At 66.4% G+C, this 19638-nt stretch carries 17 protein-coding genes and 1 riboswitch; of the genes, 16 read left to right on the top strand and 1 reads right to left on the bottom strand.

Features of this window, described 5'->3' with window-relative positions; translation table 11 throughout:
• Positions 1-42 precede the first annotated feature (42 nt).
• Genes nrdR through ribD form a run of 3 tightly spaced genes read left to right on the top strand, consistent with a single transcriptional unit; the run spans position 43 to position 2154 of the window.
• Positions 43-567, top strand: coding sequence for a transcriptional regulator NrdR (nrdR, locus tag ACCQ15_RS03815; protein WP_003490311.1), 525 nt, complete (start codon positions 43-45; stop codon positions 565-567).
• Entirely contained in the window at positions 564-1052 is a 489-nt protein-coding gene (locus ACCQ15_RS03820) for a GNAT family N-acetyltransferase (RefSeq protein WP_008576777.1), read from the top strand. Before nrdR ends, ACCQ15_RS03820 begins: the two co-directional genes overlap by 4 nt.
• Positions 1045-2154, top strand: a complete 1110-nt coding sequence (ribD, locus tag ACCQ15_RS03825; protein WP_218533552.1) for a bifunctional diaminohydroxyphosphoribosylaminopyrimidine deaminase/5-amino-6-(5-phosphoribosylamino)uracil reductase RibD — start codon at positions 1045-1047, stop codon at positions 2152-2154. The genes ACCQ15_RS03820 and ribD overlap by 8 nt, the downstream gene beginning before the upstream one ends.
• Before the next feature lie 95 nt (positions 2155-2249).
• On the opposite strand, the gene ACCQ15_RS03830 is transcribed toward ribD, so the two are convergent.
• Positions 2250-2873 (bottom strand): hypothetical protein, encoded by a 624-nt coding sequence (locus ACCQ15_RS03830; RefSeq protein ID WP_109291960.1) that lies wholly within the window; start codon positions 2871-2873, stop codon positions 2250-2252.
• 218 nt (positions 2874-3091) lie between these two features.
• Positions 3092-3270: riboswitch (FMN riboswitch) on the top strand.
• 168 nt (positions 3271-3438) lie between these two features.
• On the opposite strand from ACCQ15_RS03830, the gene ACCQ15_RS03835 reads away from it, so the two are divergent.
• The 13 genes from ACCQ15_RS03835 to ACCQ15_RS03895 all read left to right on the top strand — a co-directional run bounded on the left by ACCQ15_RS03835 (position 3439) and on the right by ACCQ15_RS03895 (position 19633).
• Positions 3439-4041: a riboflavin synthase gene (locus ACCQ15_RS03835; RefSeq protein WP_005920959.1), complete on the top strand. Its 603-nt coding sequence runs from the start codon at positions 3439-3441 to the stop codon at positions 4039-4041.
• Entirely contained in the window at positions 4038-5177 is a 1140-nt protein-coding gene (gene ribB, locus ACCQ15_RS03840; RefSeq protein WP_011346403.1) for a 3,4-dihydroxy-2-butanone-4-phosphate synthase, read from the top strand. Before ACCQ15_RS03835 ends, ribB begins: the two co-directional genes overlap by 4 nt.
• A gap of 289 nt (positions 5178-5466) precedes the next feature.
• Positions 5467-5931 (top strand): 6,7-dimethyl-8-ribityllumazine synthase, encoded by a 465-nt coding sequence (gene ribH / locus ACCQ15_RS03845; protein ID WP_104622012.1) that lies wholly within the window; start codon positions 5467-5469, stop codon positions 5929-5931.
• On the top strand, positions 5928-6407 hold the full coding sequence (gene nusB / locus ACCQ15_RS03850; protein ID WP_003490336.1) for a transcription antitermination factor NusB: 480 nt from the start codon (positions 5928-5930) through the stop codon (positions 6405-6407). The genes ribH and nusB overlap by 4 nt, the downstream gene beginning before the upstream one ends.
• Positions 6408-6518: 111 nt before the next feature.
• Positions 6519-7493 (top strand): thiamine-phosphate kinase, encoded by a 975-nt coding sequence (gene thiL, locus ACCQ15_RS03855; RefSeq protein ID WP_029818663.1) that lies wholly within the window; start codon positions 6519-6521, stop codon positions 7491-7493.
• 386 nt (positions 7494-7879) lie between these two features.
• Positions 7880-9460 carry a CocE/NonD family hydrolase gene (locus ACCQ15_RS03860; RefSeq protein ID WP_057682277.1) on the top strand — a complete coding sequence of 527 codons (1581 nt, stop codon included), beginning with the start codon at positions 7880-7882 and terminating at the stop codon, positions 9458-9460.
• A gap of 224 nt (positions 9461-9684) precedes the next feature.
• Positions 9685-11037, top strand: coding sequence for a type III secretion system effector F-box protein XopI (gene xopI / locus ACCQ15_RS03865; protein ID WP_218554247.1), 1353 nt, complete (start codon positions 9685-9687; stop codon positions 11035-11037).
• A gap of 447 nt (positions 11038-11484) precedes the next feature.
• Positions 11485-11577: a potassium-transporting ATPase subunit F gene (locus ACCQ15_RS03870; protein WP_005910961.1), complete on the top strand. Its 93-nt coding sequence runs from the start codon at positions 11485-11487 to the stop codon at positions 11575-11577.
• Positions 11578-11592: 15 nt separating this feature from the next.
• Entirely contained in the window at positions 11593-13386 is a 1794-nt protein-coding gene (gene kdpA / locus ACCQ15_RS03875; protein ID WP_209242118.1) for a potassium-transporting ATPase subunit KdpA, read from the top strand.
• 12 nt (positions 13387-13398) lie between these two features.
• The gene (gene kdpB, locus ACCQ15_RS03880) at positions 13399-15447 is read left to right on the top strand and encodes a potassium-transporting ATPase subunit KdpB (RefSeq protein ID WP_057682279.1); all 2049 of its coding nucleotides are present in this window, start codon (positions 13399-13401) and stop codon (positions 15445-15447) included.
• A gap of 40 nt (positions 15448-15487) precedes the next feature.
• Positions 15488-16117, top strand: a complete 630-nt coding sequence (kdpC, locus tag ACCQ15_RS03885) for a potassium-transporting ATPase subunit KdpC (RefSeq protein ID WP_014089384.1) — start codon at positions 15488-15490, stop codon at positions 16115-16117.
• 149 nt (positions 16118-16266) lie between these two features.
• Positions 16267-18927 (top strand): DUF4118 domain-containing protein, encoded by a 2661-nt coding sequence (locus ACCQ15_RS03890; RefSeq protein WP_109291954.1) that lies wholly within the window; start codon positions 16267-16269, stop codon positions 18925-18927.
• A complete protein-coding gene (locus ACCQ15_RS03895) occupies positions 18917-19633 on the top strand; it encodes a response regulator (RefSeq protein WP_014089386.1) in 717 nt (238 codons plus the stop codon). Before ACCQ15_RS03890 ends, ACCQ15_RS03895 begins: the two co-directional genes overlap by 11 nt.
• Positions 19634-19638 lie beyond the last annotated feature (5 nt).

Below are 19638 nucleotides of genomic sequence, written 5' to 3' on the forward strand. Positions count from 1 at the left end.
GTTGCCAATCCCCAATCCCCAATCCCAAATCCCGGACGTCTGATGCATTGCCCCTTCTGCCAGCACAACGATACCCGCGTGATCGATTCGCGGGTGTCAGAAGACGGCACGACGATCCGTCGGCGCCGCGAGTGCGAGGCGTGCGGCGAGCGGTTCAGTACGTTGGAAACGATCGAGCTGAAGCTGCCCACCGTGGTCAAGAGCGATGGTGGACGCGAGGCGTTCGATGCACGCAAGCTGCGCACCAGCTTCGACCGCGCGCTGCAGAAGCGGCCGGTGGCCGAAGAGCAGATCGAGGCGGCGGTGCGCGCGGTGGTGCATCAGCTGCGCATGTCCGGCGAGCGCGAAGTGGGTTCGCTGCGGGTAGGCGAATACGTGATGGTGGAGCTGCGCAAGCTCGATCATGTCGGCTATGTGCGCTTTGCCTCGGTGTATCGCAGCTTTCAGGACGTGGCCGACTTCCGCGAGGAAATCGAAAAGCTCGAACGCGAACTGCCGGTCGGCAGCGAACAACTGCCGCTGCTGGAAGCGGCATTGGAACGCGCCGGCAAACCCGGCAAGCGATGAGCGCGATGCGCATCGCCTGCGTTGCGCAAACGCCGCAGTACCTGCCTGCGATTGCGCAAGCGCATCTACAGGCCTTCGGCGCGCTGCTGCCGGAGTGGAGCATCGATGAGGCGCTGAGCGAACTGCGCAGCCATGCGTGCGATGGCGTCATTCCTACGACCTGGGTGGCGCTGGATCAAACGCAGTGGCTGGGCTCGGTGAGCCTGCTCGAAAACGACGACGCACGCATCCGGCAATGGTCGCCGTGGTTGGCGTCGTTGTATGTGCAGCCGCAGGCGCGCGGGCAGGGCATAGGCGAGGCGTTGGTCGCACACTGCGTGCAGGCCGCAGCGCAGCTGGGCGTGCCGCTGCTATACCTGTATTGCCAGCCGGGCTTGGCGCCGTTCTACCAGCGCCTGGGATGGCAGATACATACCGGGTTCCTGCTGGGTCCGATGCAGATCGTGGTGATGCGCATTACGCCGGGAGTGCAACGCAATGCGTGAGGCCACAACGACCGCCAGCGCCGACGACCATCGCTGGATGGCGCAGGCGCTGCGTCTGGCCGAGCGCGGCGCCTACACCACCCGGCCCAATCCGATGGTGGGCTGCGTCATCGTGCGCGATGGCGTCTGCGTGGGCGAGGGCTTTCATCAACGTGCCGGCGGCCCGCATGCCGAAGTCTTCGCGCTGCGTGCAGCGGGTGAGTTGGCGCGCGGTGCCACCGCGTACGTGACGCTGGAGCCATGCGCGCACTATGGGCGTACCCCGCCATGTGCGCTGGCCTTGATCGATGCCGGCGTTGCGCGTGTGGTTGCAGCAATGGCCGACCCGTTTCCGCAGGTCAATGGCGGCGGGTTTGCGCTGCTGCGCGAGGCCGGGATCGAAGTGCTGAGCGGCGTGATGCACGCGCAGGCGCGCACGCTCAACCAGGGATTTCTGTCGCGGGTGGAGCGTGGGCGGCCGTGGCTGCGGGTCAAACTCGGCGCCAGCCTGGACGGACGGACGGCGCTGGCAAGCGGTGAATCCAAATGGATCACCGGAAGTCACGCGCGTGCCGATGGGCAGCGCTGGCGCGCACGTGCTGGCGCGATCCTGACCGGTGCAGGTACGGTGATGGCCGACGACCCATCCATGACGGTGCGGCTGGGCGAGGACATGCCGGTCGTGCCGCCGCTGCGCGTGGTGCTCGATGCCGGGCTGCGGACGTTGGCGTGCAGGAACATTCGTCAGGGCAATGCGCCAACGCTGTATCTGCATGGCGAAAATGTGGCCGCACCTTCGCTGGACGATGCGCAGTTCCTTGCGATGCCGTTGCAAGCTGGACGCTTCGATCTGGCGGCGGTGCTGGCGCTGCTGGCCGAGCGCGGCATCAACGAAGTCCACGTGGAAGCCGGCGCCATGCTGAGCGGTGCGCTGCTGCAGGCCGGACTGGTGGACGAACTGCTGGTCTACATGGCGCCGGTGTTGCTGGGCGACACCGCAAGGCCGCTGGTCGCTGGCCTTGGCATCGAAACGATGGCGCAGCGACATGCACTGCAGCTGCTGGATGTGCGCCAGCTGGGGCAGGATCTGCGTCTGCGCTATGCGCCGGCTGTTGCCGGGTGAGAGCTGCATGGCGCGTGCGATGCTGCGCGGCCGTGCTGTTGCGCGCATAAAAAAGGCCCCGCATGCGGGGCCTTGGTGTATCTGCGAGGCGCCGATCAGAAGCTCGCGCGCACGCCGACCTTGTACTGGTTGGCGTTGTCGACGAACTGCGCTTCGGCGACCAGGCCCCAGGTGCGGGTGAAGTTGACCTGGCCACCCAGGGTGCCGACGAACTCACCCTTGTCCACGTCGCTACCGTCGATGTAACCGGCCTTGATCCAGGCTTCGGTGCGCGGCGAAGGCTTGCCACGCAGGCCCAGGTTGGCGAAGCCCAGGTTGCTCGAGTCCGACGCTTCACCCAGTCTGCGGCCGTTGACGCGCGATTCGACTTTGCCTTTGTTGCGCAGGACAGCGAACTCGGCGTTGAAATCCACGCGCTCGGTCATTTCCTGGCGATAGCCGATACCAGCGTGGGCCTGCTGCACAGTGATTTCTGCAGTGATACCAGCAAACGGGCTGTAATTCTCGGTCGCGCGCTGATAGCCAGCAAAAACGTAAACCGGCTCGGCAATCTGCCAAGAGCCTAGCAGGTAGCCACCGTCGAGATCATCGGCGTCGCTGTTTACACTGATTTCGGTACGGTTCCAGCCGCCTTCGACGTAGTTGTAGCTCAAGCCTTCCGCAGACGCGGCAAACGGTGCGGCAGCCAGCAGGGCAGCCAGAATCAGGGTGTTACGCATTGGATGTCTCTCTCCGAATTGATGTCCGTGTCTCCACCCCGTTGCGAGGTGGAAAAGAACGACGTCTCCCGTCGCGGCGCGTAAATTAACAGATCCTTCACAATCCTGGCTATGGGGGATTTCCCGACATGACGCAGTGTCCTGCCAGCCTTGGTCCCCGCTCGGCCATTGCGTCGATGTGCCCTGTTAAACTTGCGCACCGGTTCGCCGGTACTCACGAACGTCTTCAGGGCGGGGTGCGATTCCCCACCGGCGGTAGGCATGCGCAAGCGTGCGAGCCCGCGAGCGCTTGCACTCCAGGGTTGAGCGGATCAACGCCAAACGCCTGCCGGGCAAGGTCAGCAGATCCGGTCCGATGCCGGAGCCGACGGTATAGTCCGGATGAAAGAAGACGGCCAACGCGCGGCCTTGCGGCTGCGCGCGCGCCTGTTTGCTTTGCCTTGCGGCGTTTTTCGCTCAACTCCTGCGAGAAACGACTAATGTCCATGCACCACCTGCCGCGCTGCGCCGCGGCCTTCCAGCGCTCCGTCACGGCAGCCGTGCTGCTGCAAGCGGGGGCACGCTGATGTTCACCGGCATCATTGAAGGCGTCGGCCAACTGGCCGCGCGTCAGCCGCAGGGCGGCGATGTGCGCTTCACCTTCGCCACCGGCACGCTGCCGTTCGAAGCGGTCCAGTTGGGCGAAAGCATCGCGGTCAATGGCGTGTGCCTGACCGTGATCGCGTTCGACGCGGCCAGTTTTCAGGCCGATGCCTCGACCGAGACGCTGTCGCTGACCACCCTGGGCGCGTTGCCAGAGGGCGCACTGCTCAATCTGGAACGCGCGATGCGGCCTACCGACCGGCTTGGCGGGCACCTGGTCAGCGGACATGTGGATGGCCTGGGCCAGGTGCAGTCGGTCCATGACGATGCACGTGCGCAGCGTTGGCGGTTTGCTGCGCCGGCGTCGGTGTTGCGCTATGTGGCCAAGAAGGGCTCGATCTGCGTGGACGGCGTGAGCCTCACCGTCAATGACGTAGACGAAGACGGCTTCGAGGTCGCCTTGATTCCGCATACCGTGGCCCACACCGCGTTTGCGCAGACTGCGGTCGGTGCGGCGGTGAACCTGGAAATCGATCTGGTGGCGCGCTATGTGGAACGCCTGCTCGGCACGCGGGGGGCAGCATGAATTTCGCACCCGTTCCGGAACTGATCGAAGAACTGCGCGCCGGGCGCATGGTGGTCATCGTCGATGACGAAGACCGCGAAAACGAAGGCGATCTGATCATGGCCGCCGAGTTGGTCAAGCCGTCTGACATCAACTTCATGGTCACCCACGCGCGCGGGCTGGTGTGCCTGTCGCTGACCCGCGAGCGCTGCGCGCAGCTGGGTCTGGCGCCGATGGTGCGCAACAACACCGCGCAGTTCCAGACCAACTTCACTGTCAGCATCGAAGCGGCCGAAGGGGTGACCACCGGCATTTCGGCCTACGACCGCGCGCACACCGTGCGTACCGCCGTACGCCCGGATGCCCGGCCCCAGGATCTGAGCCAGCCTGGGCATATTTTCCCGTTGATCTCCCAGCCCGGTGGCGTGCTGACCCGTGCCGGCCACACCGAAGCGGCCAGCGACCTGCCGATGCTGGCCGGGCTGGAACCGGCCGGTGTGCTGGTGGAAGTGCTCAACCCGGACGGCAGCATGGCGCGCCGCCCGCAATTGGAAGTGTTCGCGCGCGAGCATGGCCTGAAGATGGGCTCGATCGCCGACCTGATCGCATATCGGCTTGCCAATGAGCACACCGTCGAGCGCGTGGACGAGCGGCAGATCACCACCGAATTCGGTCCGTTCAAGCTGGTGACCTACCGCGACCGCATCGCGCACGACCTGCACTTTGCGCTGGTGCGCGGTCGCGCCGATCCGCAGACGCCGACGCTGGTACGCGTGCAGGTGGAAAACCCGTTGGCCGACCTGCTGCACTGGCAGCGCGATGACTTCGGCGTGGCAGCCACCGACGCCTTGCGCGCGATCGCCGCCGAAGGGCAGGGCGTGATGGTGGTGCTGTCGGCGCCACGCGACAGCGAATCGCTGCTGGCACGGCTGCGCCAGCAGCCCGAAGCGGCCGCCAATGCCAAGGACGTGAGTCAGTGGCGGCGCAACGGCGCCGGCGCCCAGATCCTGGCCGACCTCGGCCTGGGCAAGTTGCGCGTGCTGGGCACCCCTCGGCGCCAGGTGGGGTTGGCCGGGTTCGGGCTGGAGGTGGTTGAGTATCTGGAATGCCACCCCGGTGAAGGCGTGCGCTCGGTGCCGCCGTCTGCCGTTCCCTGAGATGGCTGCGAGCTCACTTGGCCGGTCCCGTTGGTCTGGACTGTCAGTTAGCTGACGGCGCGCGGCTGTCAGCTGCGCGCTGCGTGTGGCGGCGCTGAAGTGGCCCGGGGCCGGCTACCGGTTCCAGCCGTGGCCCGCCCCCGGCCGTTTGCGCAGTGGGCCATTTGCCACGCCCTGTGTTGCTGAAACGCATGGCCGGGTCTGCTTTGGCCGACCCGGCCCACACGCGTCGGCCAGGCCTGGGCCCGGCAGCTGTTAAACTTCCCGCCCCCTCGAGTTGCCGACCCGCATGACCCACTACGAAGGCGATCTTCGCCCCACCACCGCGCGCTTTGCGATCGTCGCCAGCCGCTGGAATGCCCGCATCACCGACGTGCTGGTTGCCGGCGCGCGCCAGAGCCTGGCCGGCAACGGTATCGGCGAAGACGCCATCGACGTGATCCGCGTGCCGGGCGCCTGGGAGATCCCGATCGCCGCCAATCGCGTGGCGCAGTCCGGCCAGCACGGCGCGATCATCGCGCTGGGCTGCGTGATCCGTGGCGATACCCGCCACTACGAGCACGTGGCCGACCTGTGTGCCGAAGGCCTGATGAGCGTGCAGCTGCAGACCGGCGTGCCGGTGCTCAATGGCGTGCTGGCGGTCGAACGCGTGGAAGATGCCGAAGCCCGTGCCGGCGGCAGCCACGGCAATAAGGGCGAGGAATGCGCGCTTGCAGCGCTGGAACTGGTGAATTTGATGGAGTTGTTGCCATGAGCAAGCCCGGTGGGCATTCGCGCCACGGCCGTCGTGACGGCATCGACCCGGTGCTGCGCTCGCGCGCACGTCGGCGCGCCTTGCAGGCGGTCTATGCCTGGCAGATCTCCGGCGGCTTCGCCAAGCAGGTGATCGCCCAGTTCGCGCACGAGCAGGCGCACGAAGTGGCCGATCTGGCGTACTTCGAGAACCTGGTTGAAGGCGTGCTGAGCAACCGTGCCGAGCTGGATACCGCGCTGACGCCGTACCTGGATCGCAGCGTGGAAGAGGTCGATGCGATCGAGCGCGCCGTGCTGCGCCTGGCCGCCTACGAATTGCTGTACCGCCAGGATGTGCCGTACCGCGTGGTGATCAACGAAGCGATCGAAACTGCCAAGCGCTTCGGCTCCGAGCACGGCCACACCTACGTCAACGGGGTGCTGGACCGCGCCGCGGTGGAGTGGCGCAAGGTGGAGTCGGGCGCCAGCGGCGCCTGAGCGCCGCGGGAACTGGGGAGTCGGGAATAGGCAATCGTAAGAGCACCGTTTCCGATACCTCACTGAGGCGCTTTTGCGATTTCCGATTCCCTTTTCCCGATTCCCGTCGCTATGCCCGAATTCGATCTAATTGCCCGTCTGCGTGCGCGCATTGCAGCGCGTGCCGATGTGCCGCTGGGCATTGGCGACGATGCGGCGTTGCTGCAGCCGCCGGCCGGTGAACAGTTGGCGATCACTGCCGATACGCTCAATGCAGGCGTGCATTTTCCGCACGAGACGCGCGCTGACGATCTGGGCTGGAAGACCCTGGCGGTCAATCTCTCCGATCTGGCGGCGATGGGCGCGCAACCGCGTTGGTGCACCTTGTCGTTGTCGTTGCCGCACGACGATGCGGCATGGGTGGATGGCTTTGCCGATGGCTTCTTCGCGCTGGCTGATGCACACGACATTGTGCTGGTCGGTGGCGACACCACGCGCGGGCCGTTGTCGTGCGCGGTGACTGCGATCGGCAGCCTGCCGCCGGGCGCCGCGCTGCGGCGCGATGGTGCGCGCGTTGGCGATGATGTGTGGGTGACCGGCGCGCCGGGTGAAGCCGCCGCCGCGTTGGCGTTGTGGCAGGCCGGCCAGTTGGATGTGACCTGCGCGGCGGCCGACCCGTTGCACGAGCGCTGGCGCGGCCGCCTGCTGCGTCCGCAGCCCCGCGTGCAGGCGGGGCTGCGCCTGCGCGGGCTTGCGCATGCCTGCGTGGACATCTCCGACGGGCTGCTGGCCGATCTGGGGCATCTATGCGAACGCAGCGGCGTGGGCGCGCGCCTGGTGCTTGCGGCCTTGCCGGCGATGCCGCGCAGTGCCGGAATCGACGTGGTGCAGTGCCTGGGCTGGCAACTCGGCGGTGGCGACGATTACGAGTTGTGTTTCACCGCCGCGCCGCAGCATCGCGATGCCGTGGCGCAGGCAATGGAATTTGCAACGGTGGCTGCAACGCGCATCGGCCAGATTGTCGTCACGCCAGGCGTGGTGGTACACGACGCCGAGGGCAACCCCTGGCACCCACCGCAGCGCGGCTACCAGCATTTCGTCGGCTGAGGCGTGGGGTTGGAGCGTGCAGTGGATGCGGGCAGTGCCGGTGCGCTGCGCTGAGACGATGCTGCTGCGCTGATCGTTGGGTGCCGTAGCGGAGGCGGCGGTGGCGCCTGCTGCGAAGTTGGGTGGAGCGCATTGGAAACAACGGGTGCTGCCAGCCCTCATCCGCCCTCCGGGCACCTTCTCCCGCGAGCGGGAGAAGGCAGCAAACCAGTTGCCCGGCCGCTCCCGCTTGCGCAAGCAACGAATCCCGAATCCCGAATCCCGAATCCCGGCCCTTGAGCCATACCGTACCGTCTGGTACGTTCGCCCCGTTCTCCCCCGAACCACGGATGCATCGCAGTTGCCGCTGGGCCATCCCGGCCTGGCCTCGCGTGGGAGACAGCAGCATGAGCAAGCGTTGGATCGGGAGCATCGCCGCACTGGCGTTGCTGTTGGCATCGGCGTCGGCCGTGGCAGGCGCCTTCAGCAAGACCTATGAACGCATTCCCGGCTGGGACGGTGCCCAGATGGGCGCATTGGTGTTGGTGCCGCAAGGGCAGGGCGCCGGGCCGTTTCCGCTGATCGTGATGCCGGCCAGCTGGTCGTTGCCCAATCTGGAATATCTGGGGCGCGCCACCCAACTGGCCAGCGACGGCTACGTGGTGGTCAGCTATACCTCGCGTGGATTCTGGGATTCGGCCGGGCAGATCGATATCGCCGGGCCGGACACGGTGGAAGACGTCAGCGCGGTGATCGACTGGGCGTTGGCGCATACGCCGGCCAATCCGAATGCGATCGGTGCGTCGGGCATTTCGTACGGGGCAGGCATCAGCCTGCTGGCAGCCGAGCGCGACCCGCGGATCAAGGCGGTGGCCGCGCTCAGCGGTTGGGCCGATCTGGAAGCGGCGCTGTATTCCAATCGCACCGTCAGCCAGCAGGGCGTCGGCCTGCTGGTGGGTGCGGGCGCACTCACCGGCCGGGCTGGCCCGGATCTGGCGCAGATCGGCGCACGCGTGGCGCAAGGCGATTACGATGGCGCGGTGCAGGGCTTCCTGCCGCAGGCCGCCTCGCGCAGCCCTGCGACCGATGTGGCAGCGCTCAACGCGCGTGGGACCGCGGTCTTGTTGGGTAATGCCTTCAACGACGGTCTGTTTCCGCCGAACCAGACCATCGCGTTCTTCAACCAGTTGCGTGGCCCCAAACAACTGCTGCTCAGCCAGGGCGATCACGCCACCGCAGAGCTGCCTGGTGCATTGGGATTGCCGAATGAGATCTATACCGCGACCACGCGCTGGTTCGATCGCCATCTCAAGCAGGTGCGTAATGGCGTAGATGCCGAAGCACCGGTGCGGCTATCGCCACGTGCCGGGCAATGGCTGGACTATCCGGACTGGGCATCGGTGCAACAGGCAACCACGCAGCTGGGTCTGTCCGCACCAGCCGGCTTGCTTAGTCCCACCGGTGGATTGACCGGCGGGACGTCCAGCGGGTGGCAATCGCGCATCGCCACCGGCGTGCCGACCGTGGCCGATTCCGGGGTGGTGCTGGTCAGCGGTTTGCTGCAAGGCATCGGCCTGCCGGTGAGCACCTCGATTCCGCTGGTCAACCGCGCCGGTGCCGCCGTGTGGGTCGGCTCGCCATTGACCAGCACCCGGCGCCTGACCGGTAGCCCGTCGCTACGCGTGACAGTGGTGCCCAGTCAGTCCAACGTCAGTCTGTTCGCGTATCTGTACCGCATGGATGGCTTGGGCGTCGCGCAACTGATCACGCATGCGCCGTACTCGTTGCGCAATTCCACACCGGGCCGTGCAGTCACCCTGGACTGGCCACTGCAGGCGGCGGCAACCGAGATTCCCGCAGGGCAGCGACTGGTGTTGGTGATCGACACCCGCGACGCGCGCTACACCGATGCCAGCGAGGGCGGTGGCACGGTGACATTCACCTCGCCAGTTGCAGCGCCCTCCGTGTTGAACGTGCCGCTTCGGTAGGGCAGCACGCCGTATCTGCATCGTCCCAGATCGTCCGCCGCGAGACTGGCGAACAGCGGCGGGTGGCGTGCCATCCGCCGAACCCGCATCTGCATCGGTCACGTCGCGTTCGCCCAGGCGAACGCGATTTCTGGCTGTGCGCGCGGACACGAGATCGCTTTCGGGAAAGTACGCACGAAGCCTAACTCGATGCCGCTGCTGCGGCACACCGCAGGAGACCCGAGATGCCGATCACCCGAACCGGTCTGCCGCACGCTGTGGCGTCAACCAGCCAAACGCAGGAGACGTCGCAGGCTTCGGCGAGTCAAGGAGTCGTCGACTCAAGCACAGTGCCACCCCGGCGTGCCGAGACGTTCGACGGGCTATCTGCGCTGCCGAATGATCTACGCCGCGAGATTGCGCAGCGGTGTGGACCGCGCAGCCTCGTGCGCCTGGGCAGCGTCTCGCGGCAGATGGCGGAAGACACCAGGGATGTGCGAGCGTTCCTGACAGCGCGGCCGCGCTATGACCCGAGCTTGGAGTTCGGGGACGTCCATAGTGCAGAAAGCATGCGTGTCGCCCTGGACGAAGTGACGCATTTCCCCTACCCGGACGATGAGGAGCGCAGCGAGCAGATATTGCGCGGATACGGAAGGCTTGCAGCGCGGATTCCATCATTGCCGCAGGCGCAGCGATTTGAGGCGTTTACCGCGGTGTTGAATCACGCCACCCGCCATTCCGGGAATATGGCATTTCGCGTGGTGGCGCGCTTGACGGATGACCTGGGATGCTTGCCCGAGGACCTGCGCGCGCTCGCGTTCCATGCAATCTTGCCCAGTTTGATTGCCACGCGCCGGCAAGCGCTGCAGGCTGCTGCCGGAGCAGCGCACGTTGGCCACATAGGGGCAGTCGCAGAGGCTGATGCAGGGGGCGTGCAAGGTGATGGTGAGCCAGGGCCGCAAGGCGCAGTGGCTCCGGCCCAGGGTGGCGCTGCCGGAGGCATCGGCGGAGCGCTTCCGTTTAATTTGCTGGCATCGGCGATCAGGCATCTGCCCGAGGAGGCAGTCAACCTGGCGATCACCGAGGCTGCTGCACTCCAGACCGGCCCCCGCCTGCTGGCAGAGGTGACCCTACGCCTGCATCTTGTCGGATTGGAGCCGATCCATCGATTCCAGCAAGCGTATGCGCAGCTTGCCGAGCACCTCGCGCGTTCCGGCGATGGAGCCGAAGCCTTGACCCACCTGGTGGCTTTGTTGAACAGACTGCCCGATCCGGGAGTGCGCCAGGCTGCCTTCAGGGAATTGACGCGCGCCGTGCACGCATTGGACAGCACAGAGAGCGGCGCTGCGGTGCTGAGGCGGTTGGCTGGGGCGTTGCCGCACCAGCCTGCCGCGGTGCGTTACCTGTGCAGCCTTGATGTGCTTGCAGCGGCGGCGAGCCTCTTCCCGAGCGAGCAGATACCGGTCATTGCCGCCGTCCGTGCGCAGGCTGCTGCGATCCCGAACCAGGCCGCTGAACTTATCGCCAGATGCGACGACGCGATCGCCACGGCCAGCATGATGCTTGCGACTGTGTCGCGCAGGTATATGGACATGTGAGCACTGTTTGATTGAGTGTGGTCTGGTCACGCAGCGGACGCGCGTGCCTGGAGTCCCCCTGTCCGGCGCGACCCTTGAGCAGATGGAACTTCGCAGCGTCGCTGCCATCTGCGTGCCTGCAGCCGGCGCAGCCAGGCAAGCCAACCGTCGGAACGCGCGGCGGGCCATCTGGTTGAGGCGCAGCGCTGGCCCGCGCATTTTATGCGGACTTTACGCAGCGCCGGCGGCAGATCCATAGCGACTTTACGCGGCGCAGGCAGAGACTGCGCAGGTTGGCGGAGCGGTTCCGCCGTGGACGATCCCGATGCATCCCTTGACCTGTCTGCTCCATCGGCGCTGCGCGCACGGTGCGGCAGCGCTTTGCCATGTTGGCACGCACACGCTTCCTACGCCGTTGCACATCGCACTTATCGCGCCGCCGTGCGCGCGTTCGGGGGAGTGACCGACATGCCTGGCTGGTTGTCCCTGTTGTGCGGCGTGGCCGTACTCGTTGCTGCTGCGTATCTGCTGTACGTGGTGCTGCGGCCCGAAGACTTCTGATCCGAGTGCGCCTCAATGACTGAAACTTTTCTTGTGTACGCGCTGGCCATCGTGCTGGCGTGGCCCCTGGGCCGTTACATGGCTGCGGTGATGCGCGGTGCACCGATGCGCGGCGATGCGCTGTTCGGCTGGATCGAACGGCCGTTGTATGCCTTGCTTGGCACGCGTCCGCAGCAGGGCATGTCGTGGCGCGGATACAGCATGGCATTTCTGCTCAGCAACCTTGTTGTTGGTTTGCTGACCTGGGTGGTGTTCATGACCCAGGCATGGCTGCCGTTCAACCCGGATGCCATCCCCAACATGCGGTGGGATACCGCCCTGCACACCATGGTGTCGTTCGTCACCAACACCAATCAGCAGCATTACTCTGGCCAGGCGCAGCTGTCGTATCTGTCGCAGATGACCGGCATCGTCGGCCTGCAGGTGGTGACGCCGATGATGGGCTTGGCATTGGCGGTTGCAACGCTGCGCGCATTGTTCGGTGGGCGTGCCGCCAAACAGGCGTCGATTGCCGCAACGAATCCGGACACGGCGGCCGTGGCGGAGAGTTCGGAGCCGGAACCGTCGCGTCCAGGGCGCCAGCACGGCGGGTCTGGGTTGGAAGCCCTGCCTGAAGCGGACGTCGGCAATTACTGGGCCGACGTGATTCGCTCCAGCGTGCGCGTGTTGTTGCCGCTGTGCCTGCTGTGGACCGTGCTGCTCGGCTGGCAGGGCGTGCCGTCGACATTACAGGGCGCGGCGACGGCAACGCCATTGGATAGCAGCGCGGGCATGCCCAAGCAGACCATTGCGGTGGGCCCGGTTGCGGCGATGGTGGCGGTGAAACAGCTGGGCACCAATGGCGGTGGCTGGTATGGCCCCAATAGTTCGGTGGCGCTGGAAAACCCAACGCCGTTGAGCAATCTGCTTGAAACGCTCGCGTTGGTCTTGCTGCCGATGAGCGTGGTGTTCATGGTCGGCTACCTGACCGGGCGCAAGCGCCTGACGGCATTGGTGTTCGGCACGATGCTCACGATGTCGGCCGCGTCCACCGCGCTATTGCTGTGGTCCGAAGCGCATTCGGCCAGCGCCAACTCGCCGGCGCTGATGGAAGGCAAGGAAGTGCGCATCGGTGCCGATGCCTCGGCATTGTGGGCGGCGTTGACCACGCAGACCTCCAATGGCTCGGTCAATGCGATGCACGATTCGTTGGCGCCGTTGAGTGGCCTGGTCACGCTGGTGGACATGCTGATCAACGCCATCTGGGGCGGTATCGGCTGTGGTCTGCAGCAGTTCGTGGTGTATCTGTTGCTGAGCGTGTTTCTGGCCGGTTTGATGACCGGGCGCACGCCGGAGTTGTTCGGCCGCAAGATCGAATCGCGCGAAGTGCAGTTGCTGGCGCTGTTGATCCTGCTGCAGCCGCTGGTGGTGCTGGGCTTTACCGCAGTGGCGCTGGCTGTCCCGGCACTGACTGCCAATTCCAACCCCGGCTTCCATGGCATCAGCCAGGTGTTCTACGAGTACACCTCTGCATTCGCCAACAACGGTTCGGGTTTCGAAGGCCTGGGCGATGCCACGTACTGGTGGAACCTGAGCTGTTCGGCGGTGCTGGCGCTGGGACGGTATCCGGCGTTGATCCTGCCGCTGATGGTGGCCGCCCGCATGGCAGTCAAGCGGCGTGCGCCGGAATCGGCCGGCAGCCTGCAGGTCGAAACGCCCACCTTTGCGCTGACCCTGATGGCGATCGTGATCGTGCTGACCGTGCTGCAGTTCATGCCGGCACTGGTGCTGGGCCCTATCGCTGAACACCTCGCCCTGGCGGCGTCCTGAGAGTTTTGAGCAATGTCTACGATCGATACGACTGAAAAACGCGAGCGCGGTGACGCAGCGTTGTTCGATGCCGCCGTGCTGGTTGCGGCGATGCGTGCGGCGTTCGCCAAGTTGGCGCCGCGGCATCTGCTGCGCAGCCCGGTGATGGCGGTGGTGATGGGCGGTACCTTGCTGGCGGCGGTGATCACCGCCAGCGGGCATTCGCATGCCGGCTTCGGCTGGGCGGTGACGGCGATCCTGTTCGTCACCGTGCTGTTCGGCAATTTTGCCGAAGCCATCGCCGAAGCGCGCGGTCGCGGCCAGGCTGCATCGCTGCGGCGTGCGCGCAAGGACCTGGTGGCACGCAGGGTGGAAACCGCACTCGGTGGCCGCGAAACGCGTGTGCCGGCAGCGGAGTTGCGTCCGGGCGATTACGTGATGGTATCCGAAGGCGAGTTCGTGCCGGCCGATGGCGAGATCGTGCGCGGTGTGGCCACCATCAACGAAGCGGCGGTGACCGGCGAATCGGCACCGGTACTGCGCGAGGCCGGTACCGATCGCAGCGGCGTGATCGGCGGCACGCGCGTGCTCTCCGACGAGATCGTGTTCAAGGTCACTGCCGAACCGGGACACAGCTTCCTCGATCGCATGATTGCGTTGGTGGAAGGTGCCAACCGGCAAAAGACACCGAACGAAATCGCGCTGACCTTGTTGCTGGCCGCGATGACGCTGACGTTCTTGATCGTGGTGGCATCGTTGCCGGCGATCGCGGGCTTTGTTGGCGTCACGCTGGATCCGCTGCTGCTGATCGCATTGCTGGTGTGCCTGATCCCGACCACCATCGGCGGGCTGTTGCCGGCGATCGGTATCGCCGGCATGAACCGCGCGCTGTCGGCCAATGTGCTGGCCAAATCGGGCAAGGCCGTGGAAGTGGCCGGCGACGTGGATGTGCTGCTGCTCGACAAGACCGGCACCATCACCTACGGCGACCGCCAGGCCACCACATTCCATCCGCTGGCCGGCGTCGACCGTGCACAACTGCGCGATGCGGCCATGCTCGCCTCGCTGGCCGACCCCACACCGGAAGGCAAGTCCATCGTCAAGCTGGCGCGTCAGCAAGGTGCGGTCGCAGTGGAAGCCGAGGGTGGGCATTTCATCGCGTTCACCGCGCAGACGCGCATGTCCGGCGTGGATATCGGTGGGCGCAGCATCCGCAAGGGCGCCGGCGATGCGATCGTGGCGTATGTGCAGGCGCAGGGCGCGACGGTCTCGCCGGAATTGCAGGGCCGCATCGAGGACGTCGCACGTGGCGGTGCCACGCCGTTGGTGGTGGCCGAAGGCCGTCATGTGCTCGGTGTGGTCGAGTTGAGCGACGTGGTCAAGCAGGGCATCAAGGAAAAATTCGCGCAGTTGCGTGCGATGGGCATCAAGACCGTGATGATCACCGGCGACAACCCGCTCACCGCGGCGGCGATCGCTGCCGAAGCCGGCGTGGACGACTACATCGCCCAGGCCCGCCCGGAAGACAAGCTGGCACGCATCCGTGCCGAACAGACGGGCGGACGGCTGGTGGCGATGGTCGGCGACGGCACCAACGACGCCCCGGCGCTCGCGCAGGCCGATGTGGGCCTGGCAATGAACTCCGGCACCCAGGCGGCCAAGGAAGCCGGCAACATGGTGGATCTGGATTCGGATCCGGCCAAGTTGCTGGCGGTGGTGGAAGTGGGCAAGCAGCAGCTGATCACGCGTGGCGCGTTGACCACCTTCTCGCTGGCCAACGACGTTTCCAAGTACTTCGCGATCCTGCCGGCGCTGTTTGCAGCCGCCATCCCGTCGATGGCAGCGCTCAACGTGATGCAGCTCTCCAGCCCGCGTCATGCGGTGCTGGCGGCCTTGATCTTCAATGCGTTGATCATTCCGGCATTGATTCCGCTGGCGTTGCGCGGGGTGCGTTTTCGTCCTTCCAGCGCCACCGCGCTGCTGCGCCGGAACATGCTGATTTACGGCGTGGGCGGCGTGTTGCTGCCGTTCGCGGCGATCAAAGTGATCGATCTGGCGCTGGTTGCCGTCCTCGGTGCCTGAGCCACGCGTGATGCCCCTTTCTACTTCCGGGAACATGTCCATGTCTTCTTCCTTGCCATTACGCGACGGCGGCATTCTGCGCGGTTCGCTGATGCTCGCGGTGTTCATCTTGTTCGGGTTGGGCCTGGCCTACTCGCTGATCGCCACCGGCATCACCGGTGCGCTGTTCTCCGAGCAGGCCACCGGTTCGCTGGTGCGCGTCGATGCGCGCGTGGTTGGTTCGGCCTTGGTGGCCCAGCCGTTCACCGATGCGCGCTATTTCCAGCCGCGTCCGTCGGCCGCCAAGTACGACCTCACCGCCGCGGCCGGCAGCAACCAGGCCCGCTCCAATCCCGATTTGCTGGCCCGTATCGCGACCACGCGTGCACAAGTGGCCGCACGCGACGGCATCGCCCCTGAAGCCGTACCGGGCGAGCTGCTGACCCAATCCGGCAGCGGCCTGGACCCGCACCTGAGCCCGGCCGGCGCCCAGGTACAGATCCGCCGGGTGGCCGCCGCACGCGGCTGGCCCGAGCAACGCGTTGCCGCCCTGGTGCAGGCGGCGACCGAAGCGCCCCAGTTCGGGCTGCTTGGGCAGCCGCGGGTGAATGTGTTGGCTTTGAACCTCGCGTTGGATGAGGCCGGGGGCCGGAACCCGGGACCGGGGACCCGGGAAATGCCGAAGCAGTAACTGCAGGATTACGCATTTGCTTGTTGCCAAGCGTGCTACCTGCCAACGCAGTCATCATGCAGCATTGCGCGGTAGGCTCTTCCGGGGCCCGGGTCCCGGGTCCCGGGCCCCGCTTCGCCCACTCCCAATCCCCGACTGTCCATTCCCGCATGTCCGATGCCCGCACCCAGCAAGCCGACGCCCTGATCGGCGAATTACAGCGCGAACATGGTGGGCGGCTGACGGTGTTCCTGGGCGCCGCGCCCGGAGTCGGCAAGACTTACGCCATGTTGTCGCGGGCGCGCGAGCGCCTGCGCCAGGGCATGGATGTGGTGGCCGGCGTGGTGGAGACGCACGGGCGCAGCGAAACCGCGGCGCTGCTGGAAGGCGTGCCGCTGCTGCCGCGCGCCCGGGTCAGTTACCAGGGCCGCATGCTGGAAGAACTGGATCTGGATGCACTGCTGGCACGCAAACCGCGGCTGGCCCTGATCGACGAGCTGGCGCACCGCAACGTGCCCGGCAGCCGCCATGAGCGGCGCTGGCAAGACATCGTGGAGTTGCTCGATGCCGGCATCGACGTCTACACCACGGTCAACATCCAGCACCTGGAAAGCCTCAACGACATCGTGCTGCGCATCACCGGCGTGCGCGTGTCCGAGACCGTGCCCGATGCCGTGTTCGACCGCCTGCGCGACATCGTGCTGGTGGACCTGCCGCCACGCGAACTGATCGAGCGCCTGCAGCAGGGCAAGGTGTATCTGCCCGAGCAGGCCACGCAGGCGTTGCAGGCGTTTTTCTCGCCTTCCAACCTCACCGCGTTGCGCGAGCTGGCGATGCAGACCGCTGCCGACCGCGTCGACAGCGATCTGCGCGATACCCAGGCCGCGCGCGGCTTGCCTGGCACCGCTGCGTTGCGACGCCGCGTGGTGGTGGCCATCGATGGCCGTGGCAGCTCGGATTATCTGGTGCGCGTGGCGCGGCGCCTGTCGGAGCGGCGCGATGCACCGTGGACGGTGGTCACCGTCCAGACCCGCACCGTGACCGATGCGGCCTGGCAGCTGGAAATCGATCGCGCATTCGCGCTCGCCCATCGTCTCGGTGGCGACAGCGCGCTGCTGCACGGCACCAACGTGGCCGATGCCTTGCTGGATTTCGCTTCGCAAAACGGCATTTCCACCCTGGTGCTGGGGCGCACCCGCGAGCGCCCGCTGGCGCGCATGTTCAACCGCACGTTGACCCAGCAATTGCTGCAACGTGGCGCGCATTACGAATTGGTCATCGTCAGCTCCGCCGATGCGCGCGCACGTGCGCGCCAGCGCTGGCGTAACCCGCGCCAATGGCTGCAGCGTTACGATATGGCGTTCGCTGCGATCGCGGCAGCCAGTGCGGTGGGGGTGGCGTGGTTGCTGCAACGCTGGACCGATATCGACGACCTGTCGATGGTGTTCATTGTCGCGGTGGTGCTGGTGGCCTCGCGCACACGCATGGCTGCGGCGGTGGTTGCCGCATTGCTGAGTTTTGTCGCCTACAACTTCTTCTTCATCGAACCGCGTTTCACCTTGCAGATCAGCGCGCGCCAGGGCGTGGTGACGGTGTGCATGTTCCTGATCGCCGCGTTGGTCGCCGGCCGGCTGGCCTCGCGCCTGCGCAGCCAGGTACTGGCCTTGCGCGCGGCCAATGCGCATGCCAACGCCTTGCAGGCGCTGGGCCGCCAGCTCAGCACCGCGGCCGATCTGGGTCAGGTGCTAGAAGCCGGCCGTCGCGCGCTGACCACTGCGCTGGATGCCGACGTCTGGCTACGCCTGGAGCAGCGCGAAAGCGACGCACCCGCCAGCTTCGGTGCGCTCGATCGCAGCGCCGCAGACTGGACCCAGCGCCACGGCCAACCGGCCGGCCGCTTCACCGATACCCTGGCCGGCGCGCAATGGTGGTGCCTGCCGGTGCGCCACGAGCGCGGCACGCTGGGTGTGGCCGCGCTGCGCCTTCGGCAGACCCTGCAACGGCCCGGCCTGGAGCAACGCCGCCTGGCCGAAGCGATGGTGGAAGACATCGGCCAGGCCGCGCTGCGCACGCGCCTGGTCGCCGATCTGGAAGGCGCACGCGTCAGCGGCGAAACCGAGCGCCTGCGTTCTGCCTTGCTCTCGTCGGTCTCGCACGATCTGCGCTCGCCGCTGGCCTCGATGATCGGCTCGGCCAGCAGCCTGGCCAGCTACGGCGATGCGATGGACGCGCACGACCGCCACAGCCTGCTCGACACCATCCAGCTCGAAGGCGAGCGACTGGATCGCTACATCCAGAACCTGCTCGACATGACCCGGCTCGGCCACACCGGCCTGACCTTGAATCGCGACTGGATCGGCGTCGATGAATTGATCGGCTCGGCCACCCGCCGCCTGCAGCGCTACCAGCCGGAGGTGCGCCTGCAACTGGACCTGGCCGCCGACCTGCCGGCGATCTGGGTGCACCCGGCGCTGGTGGAACAGGCCATCTTCAACGTTCTGGAAAATGCGGCGAAATTTTCGCCAGCCGGCGTGCCGGTGACCGTGCACGCGCAGCTGCGCGCCGGCGCGCTGCAGATCGACATCGGCGACCAGGGGCCGGGTATTCCCGAAGACGAGCGCGCGCGGATCTTCGACATGTTCTACAGCGTGGAGCGCGGTGACCGCGGGCGCAACGGCACCGGCTTGGGTCTTGCCATCTGCCAGGGCATGATCGGCGCGCACGGGGGCAGCGTGGAGGCATTGGCAGGCGCGCATGGTCACGGCACCACAATCCGCATTACGCTGCCGTTGCTCGTTCCCGCCGCGCCACCTCGCCCCGATGCCGACTGACCTCACCGCCATCCCGCCCGCCCGCGTGCTGATCGTCGACGACGAGCCGCAGATCCGTCGTTTTCTCGACATCAGCCTGCGTGCACAGGGCTATCGCGTGCTGCAGGCCGGCACCGGCGAAGAAGGCCTGGCCTTGCTGGCCGGGCAGGGCGCCGAACTGGTGGTGCTGGACATCGGCCTGCCCGATCGCGATGGGCATGAAGTCCTGCGCGAGATCCGCCAGTGGTCCAACGTGCCGGTGATCATGCTCACGGTGCGCGCCGGCGAAACCGAAAAGGTCGCCGCGCTCGATGCCGGCGCCAACGACTACGTCACCAAGCCCTTCGGCGTGCAGGAATTGATGGCCCGCATCCGCTCGCTGCTGCGCCAGGCCGGTGCCGGCAGCACGGTGGAAGAAAGCGTGTTCGACGACGGCCGGCTGCATATCCATCTGGGCCTGCGCGAGGTCACCCTGCACGGCGAGGCCGTGCCGCTGAGCCGCAAGGAATACGCCTTGCTCGCACTGCTGCTCAAACACGCCGGCCGCGTGGTCACCCAGCCGCAGTTGCTGCGCGAAGTGTGGGGCCCCACCCACGAAGAAGACACCCACTACCTGCGCATCCTGGTCGGCAAACTGCGCCAGAAACTGCAGGACGACGCCGCCGACCCGCACTACATCGTCACCGAGCCGGGCGTGGGGCTGCGGTTTATCGGGGGCACGCGATGAGTCCT

The organism is Xanthomonas sp. NCPPB 1754, assembly GCF_041475725.2.
Lineage (GTDB): Bacteria > Pseudomonadota > Gammaproteobacteria > Xanthomonadales > Xanthomonadaceae > Xanthomonas > Xanthomonas euvesicatoria.

What these genes read in the sequence shown, in the direction of transcription:
- nrdR (WP_003490311.1), top strand. Translation starts at nt 43, where the DNA reads ATGCATTGCCCCTTCTGCCAGCACAACGATACCCGCGTGATCGATTCG.
- ACCQ15_RS03820 (WP_008576777.1), top strand. Translation starts at nt 564, where the DNA reads ATGAGCGCGATGCGCATCGCCTGCGTTGCGCAAACGCCGCAGTACCTG.
- ribD (WP_218533552.1), top strand. Translation starts at nt 1,045, where the DNA reads ATGCGTGAGGCCACAACGACCGCCAGCGCCGACGACCATCGCTGGATG.
- ACCQ15_RS03830 (WP_109291960.1), bottom strand. Translation starts at nt 2,873, where the DNA reads ATGCGTAACACCCTGATTCTGGCTGCCCTGCTGGCTGCCGCACCGTTT.
- ACCQ15_RS03835 (WP_005920959.1), top strand. Translation starts at nt 3,439, where the DNA reads ATGTTCACCGGCATCATTGAAGGCGTCGGCCAACTGGCCGCGCGTCAG.
- ribB (WP_011346403.1), top strand. Translation starts at nt 4,038, where the DNA reads ATGAATTTCGCACCCGTTCCGGAACTGATCGAAGAACTGCGCGCCGGG.
- ribH (WP_104622012.1), top strand. Translation starts at nt 5,467, where the DNA reads ATGACCCACTACGAAGGCGATCTTCGCCCCACCACCGCGCGCTTTGCG.
- nusB (WP_003490336.1), top strand. Translation starts at nt 5,928, where the DNA reads ATGAGCAAGCCCGGTGGGCATTCGCGCCACGGCCGTCGTGACGGCATC.
- thiL (WP_029818663.1), top strand. Translation starts at nt 6,519, where the DNA reads ATGCCCGAATTCGATCTAATTGCCCGTCTGCGTGCGCGCATTGCAGCG.
- ACCQ15_RS03860 (WP_057682277.1), top strand. Translation starts at nt 7,880, where the DNA reads ATGAGCAAGCGTTGGATCGGGAGCATCGCCGCACTGGCGTTGCTGTTG.
- xopI (WP_218554247.1), top strand. Translation starts at nt 9,685, where the DNA reads ATGCCGATCACCCGAACCGGTCTGCCGCACGCTGTGGCGTCAACCAGC.
- ACCQ15_RS03870 (WP_005910961.1), top strand. Translation starts at nt 11,485, where the DNA reads ATGCCTGGCTGGTTGTCCCTGTTGTGCGGCGTGGCCGTACTCGTTGCT.
- kdpA (WP_209242118.1), top strand. Translation starts at nt 11,593, where the DNA reads ATGACTGAAACTTTTCTTGTGTACGCGCTGGCCATCGTGCTGGCGTGG.
- kdpB (WP_057682279.1), top strand. Translation starts at nt 13,399, where the DNA reads ATGTCTACGATCGATACGACTGAAAAACGCGAGCGCGGTGACGCAGCG.
- kdpC (WP_014089384.1), top strand. Translation starts at nt 15,488, where the DNA reads ATGTCTTCTTCCTTGCCATTACGCGACGGCGGCATTCTGCGCGGTTCG.
- ACCQ15_RS03890 (WP_109291954.1), top strand. Translation starts at nt 16,267, where the DNA reads ATGTCCGATGCCCGCACCCAGCAAGCCGACGCCCTGATCGGCGAATTA.
- ACCQ15_RS03895 (WP_014089386.1), top strand. Translation starts at nt 18,917, where the DNA reads ATGCCGACTGACCTCACCGCCATCCCGCCCGCCCGCGTGCTGATCGTC.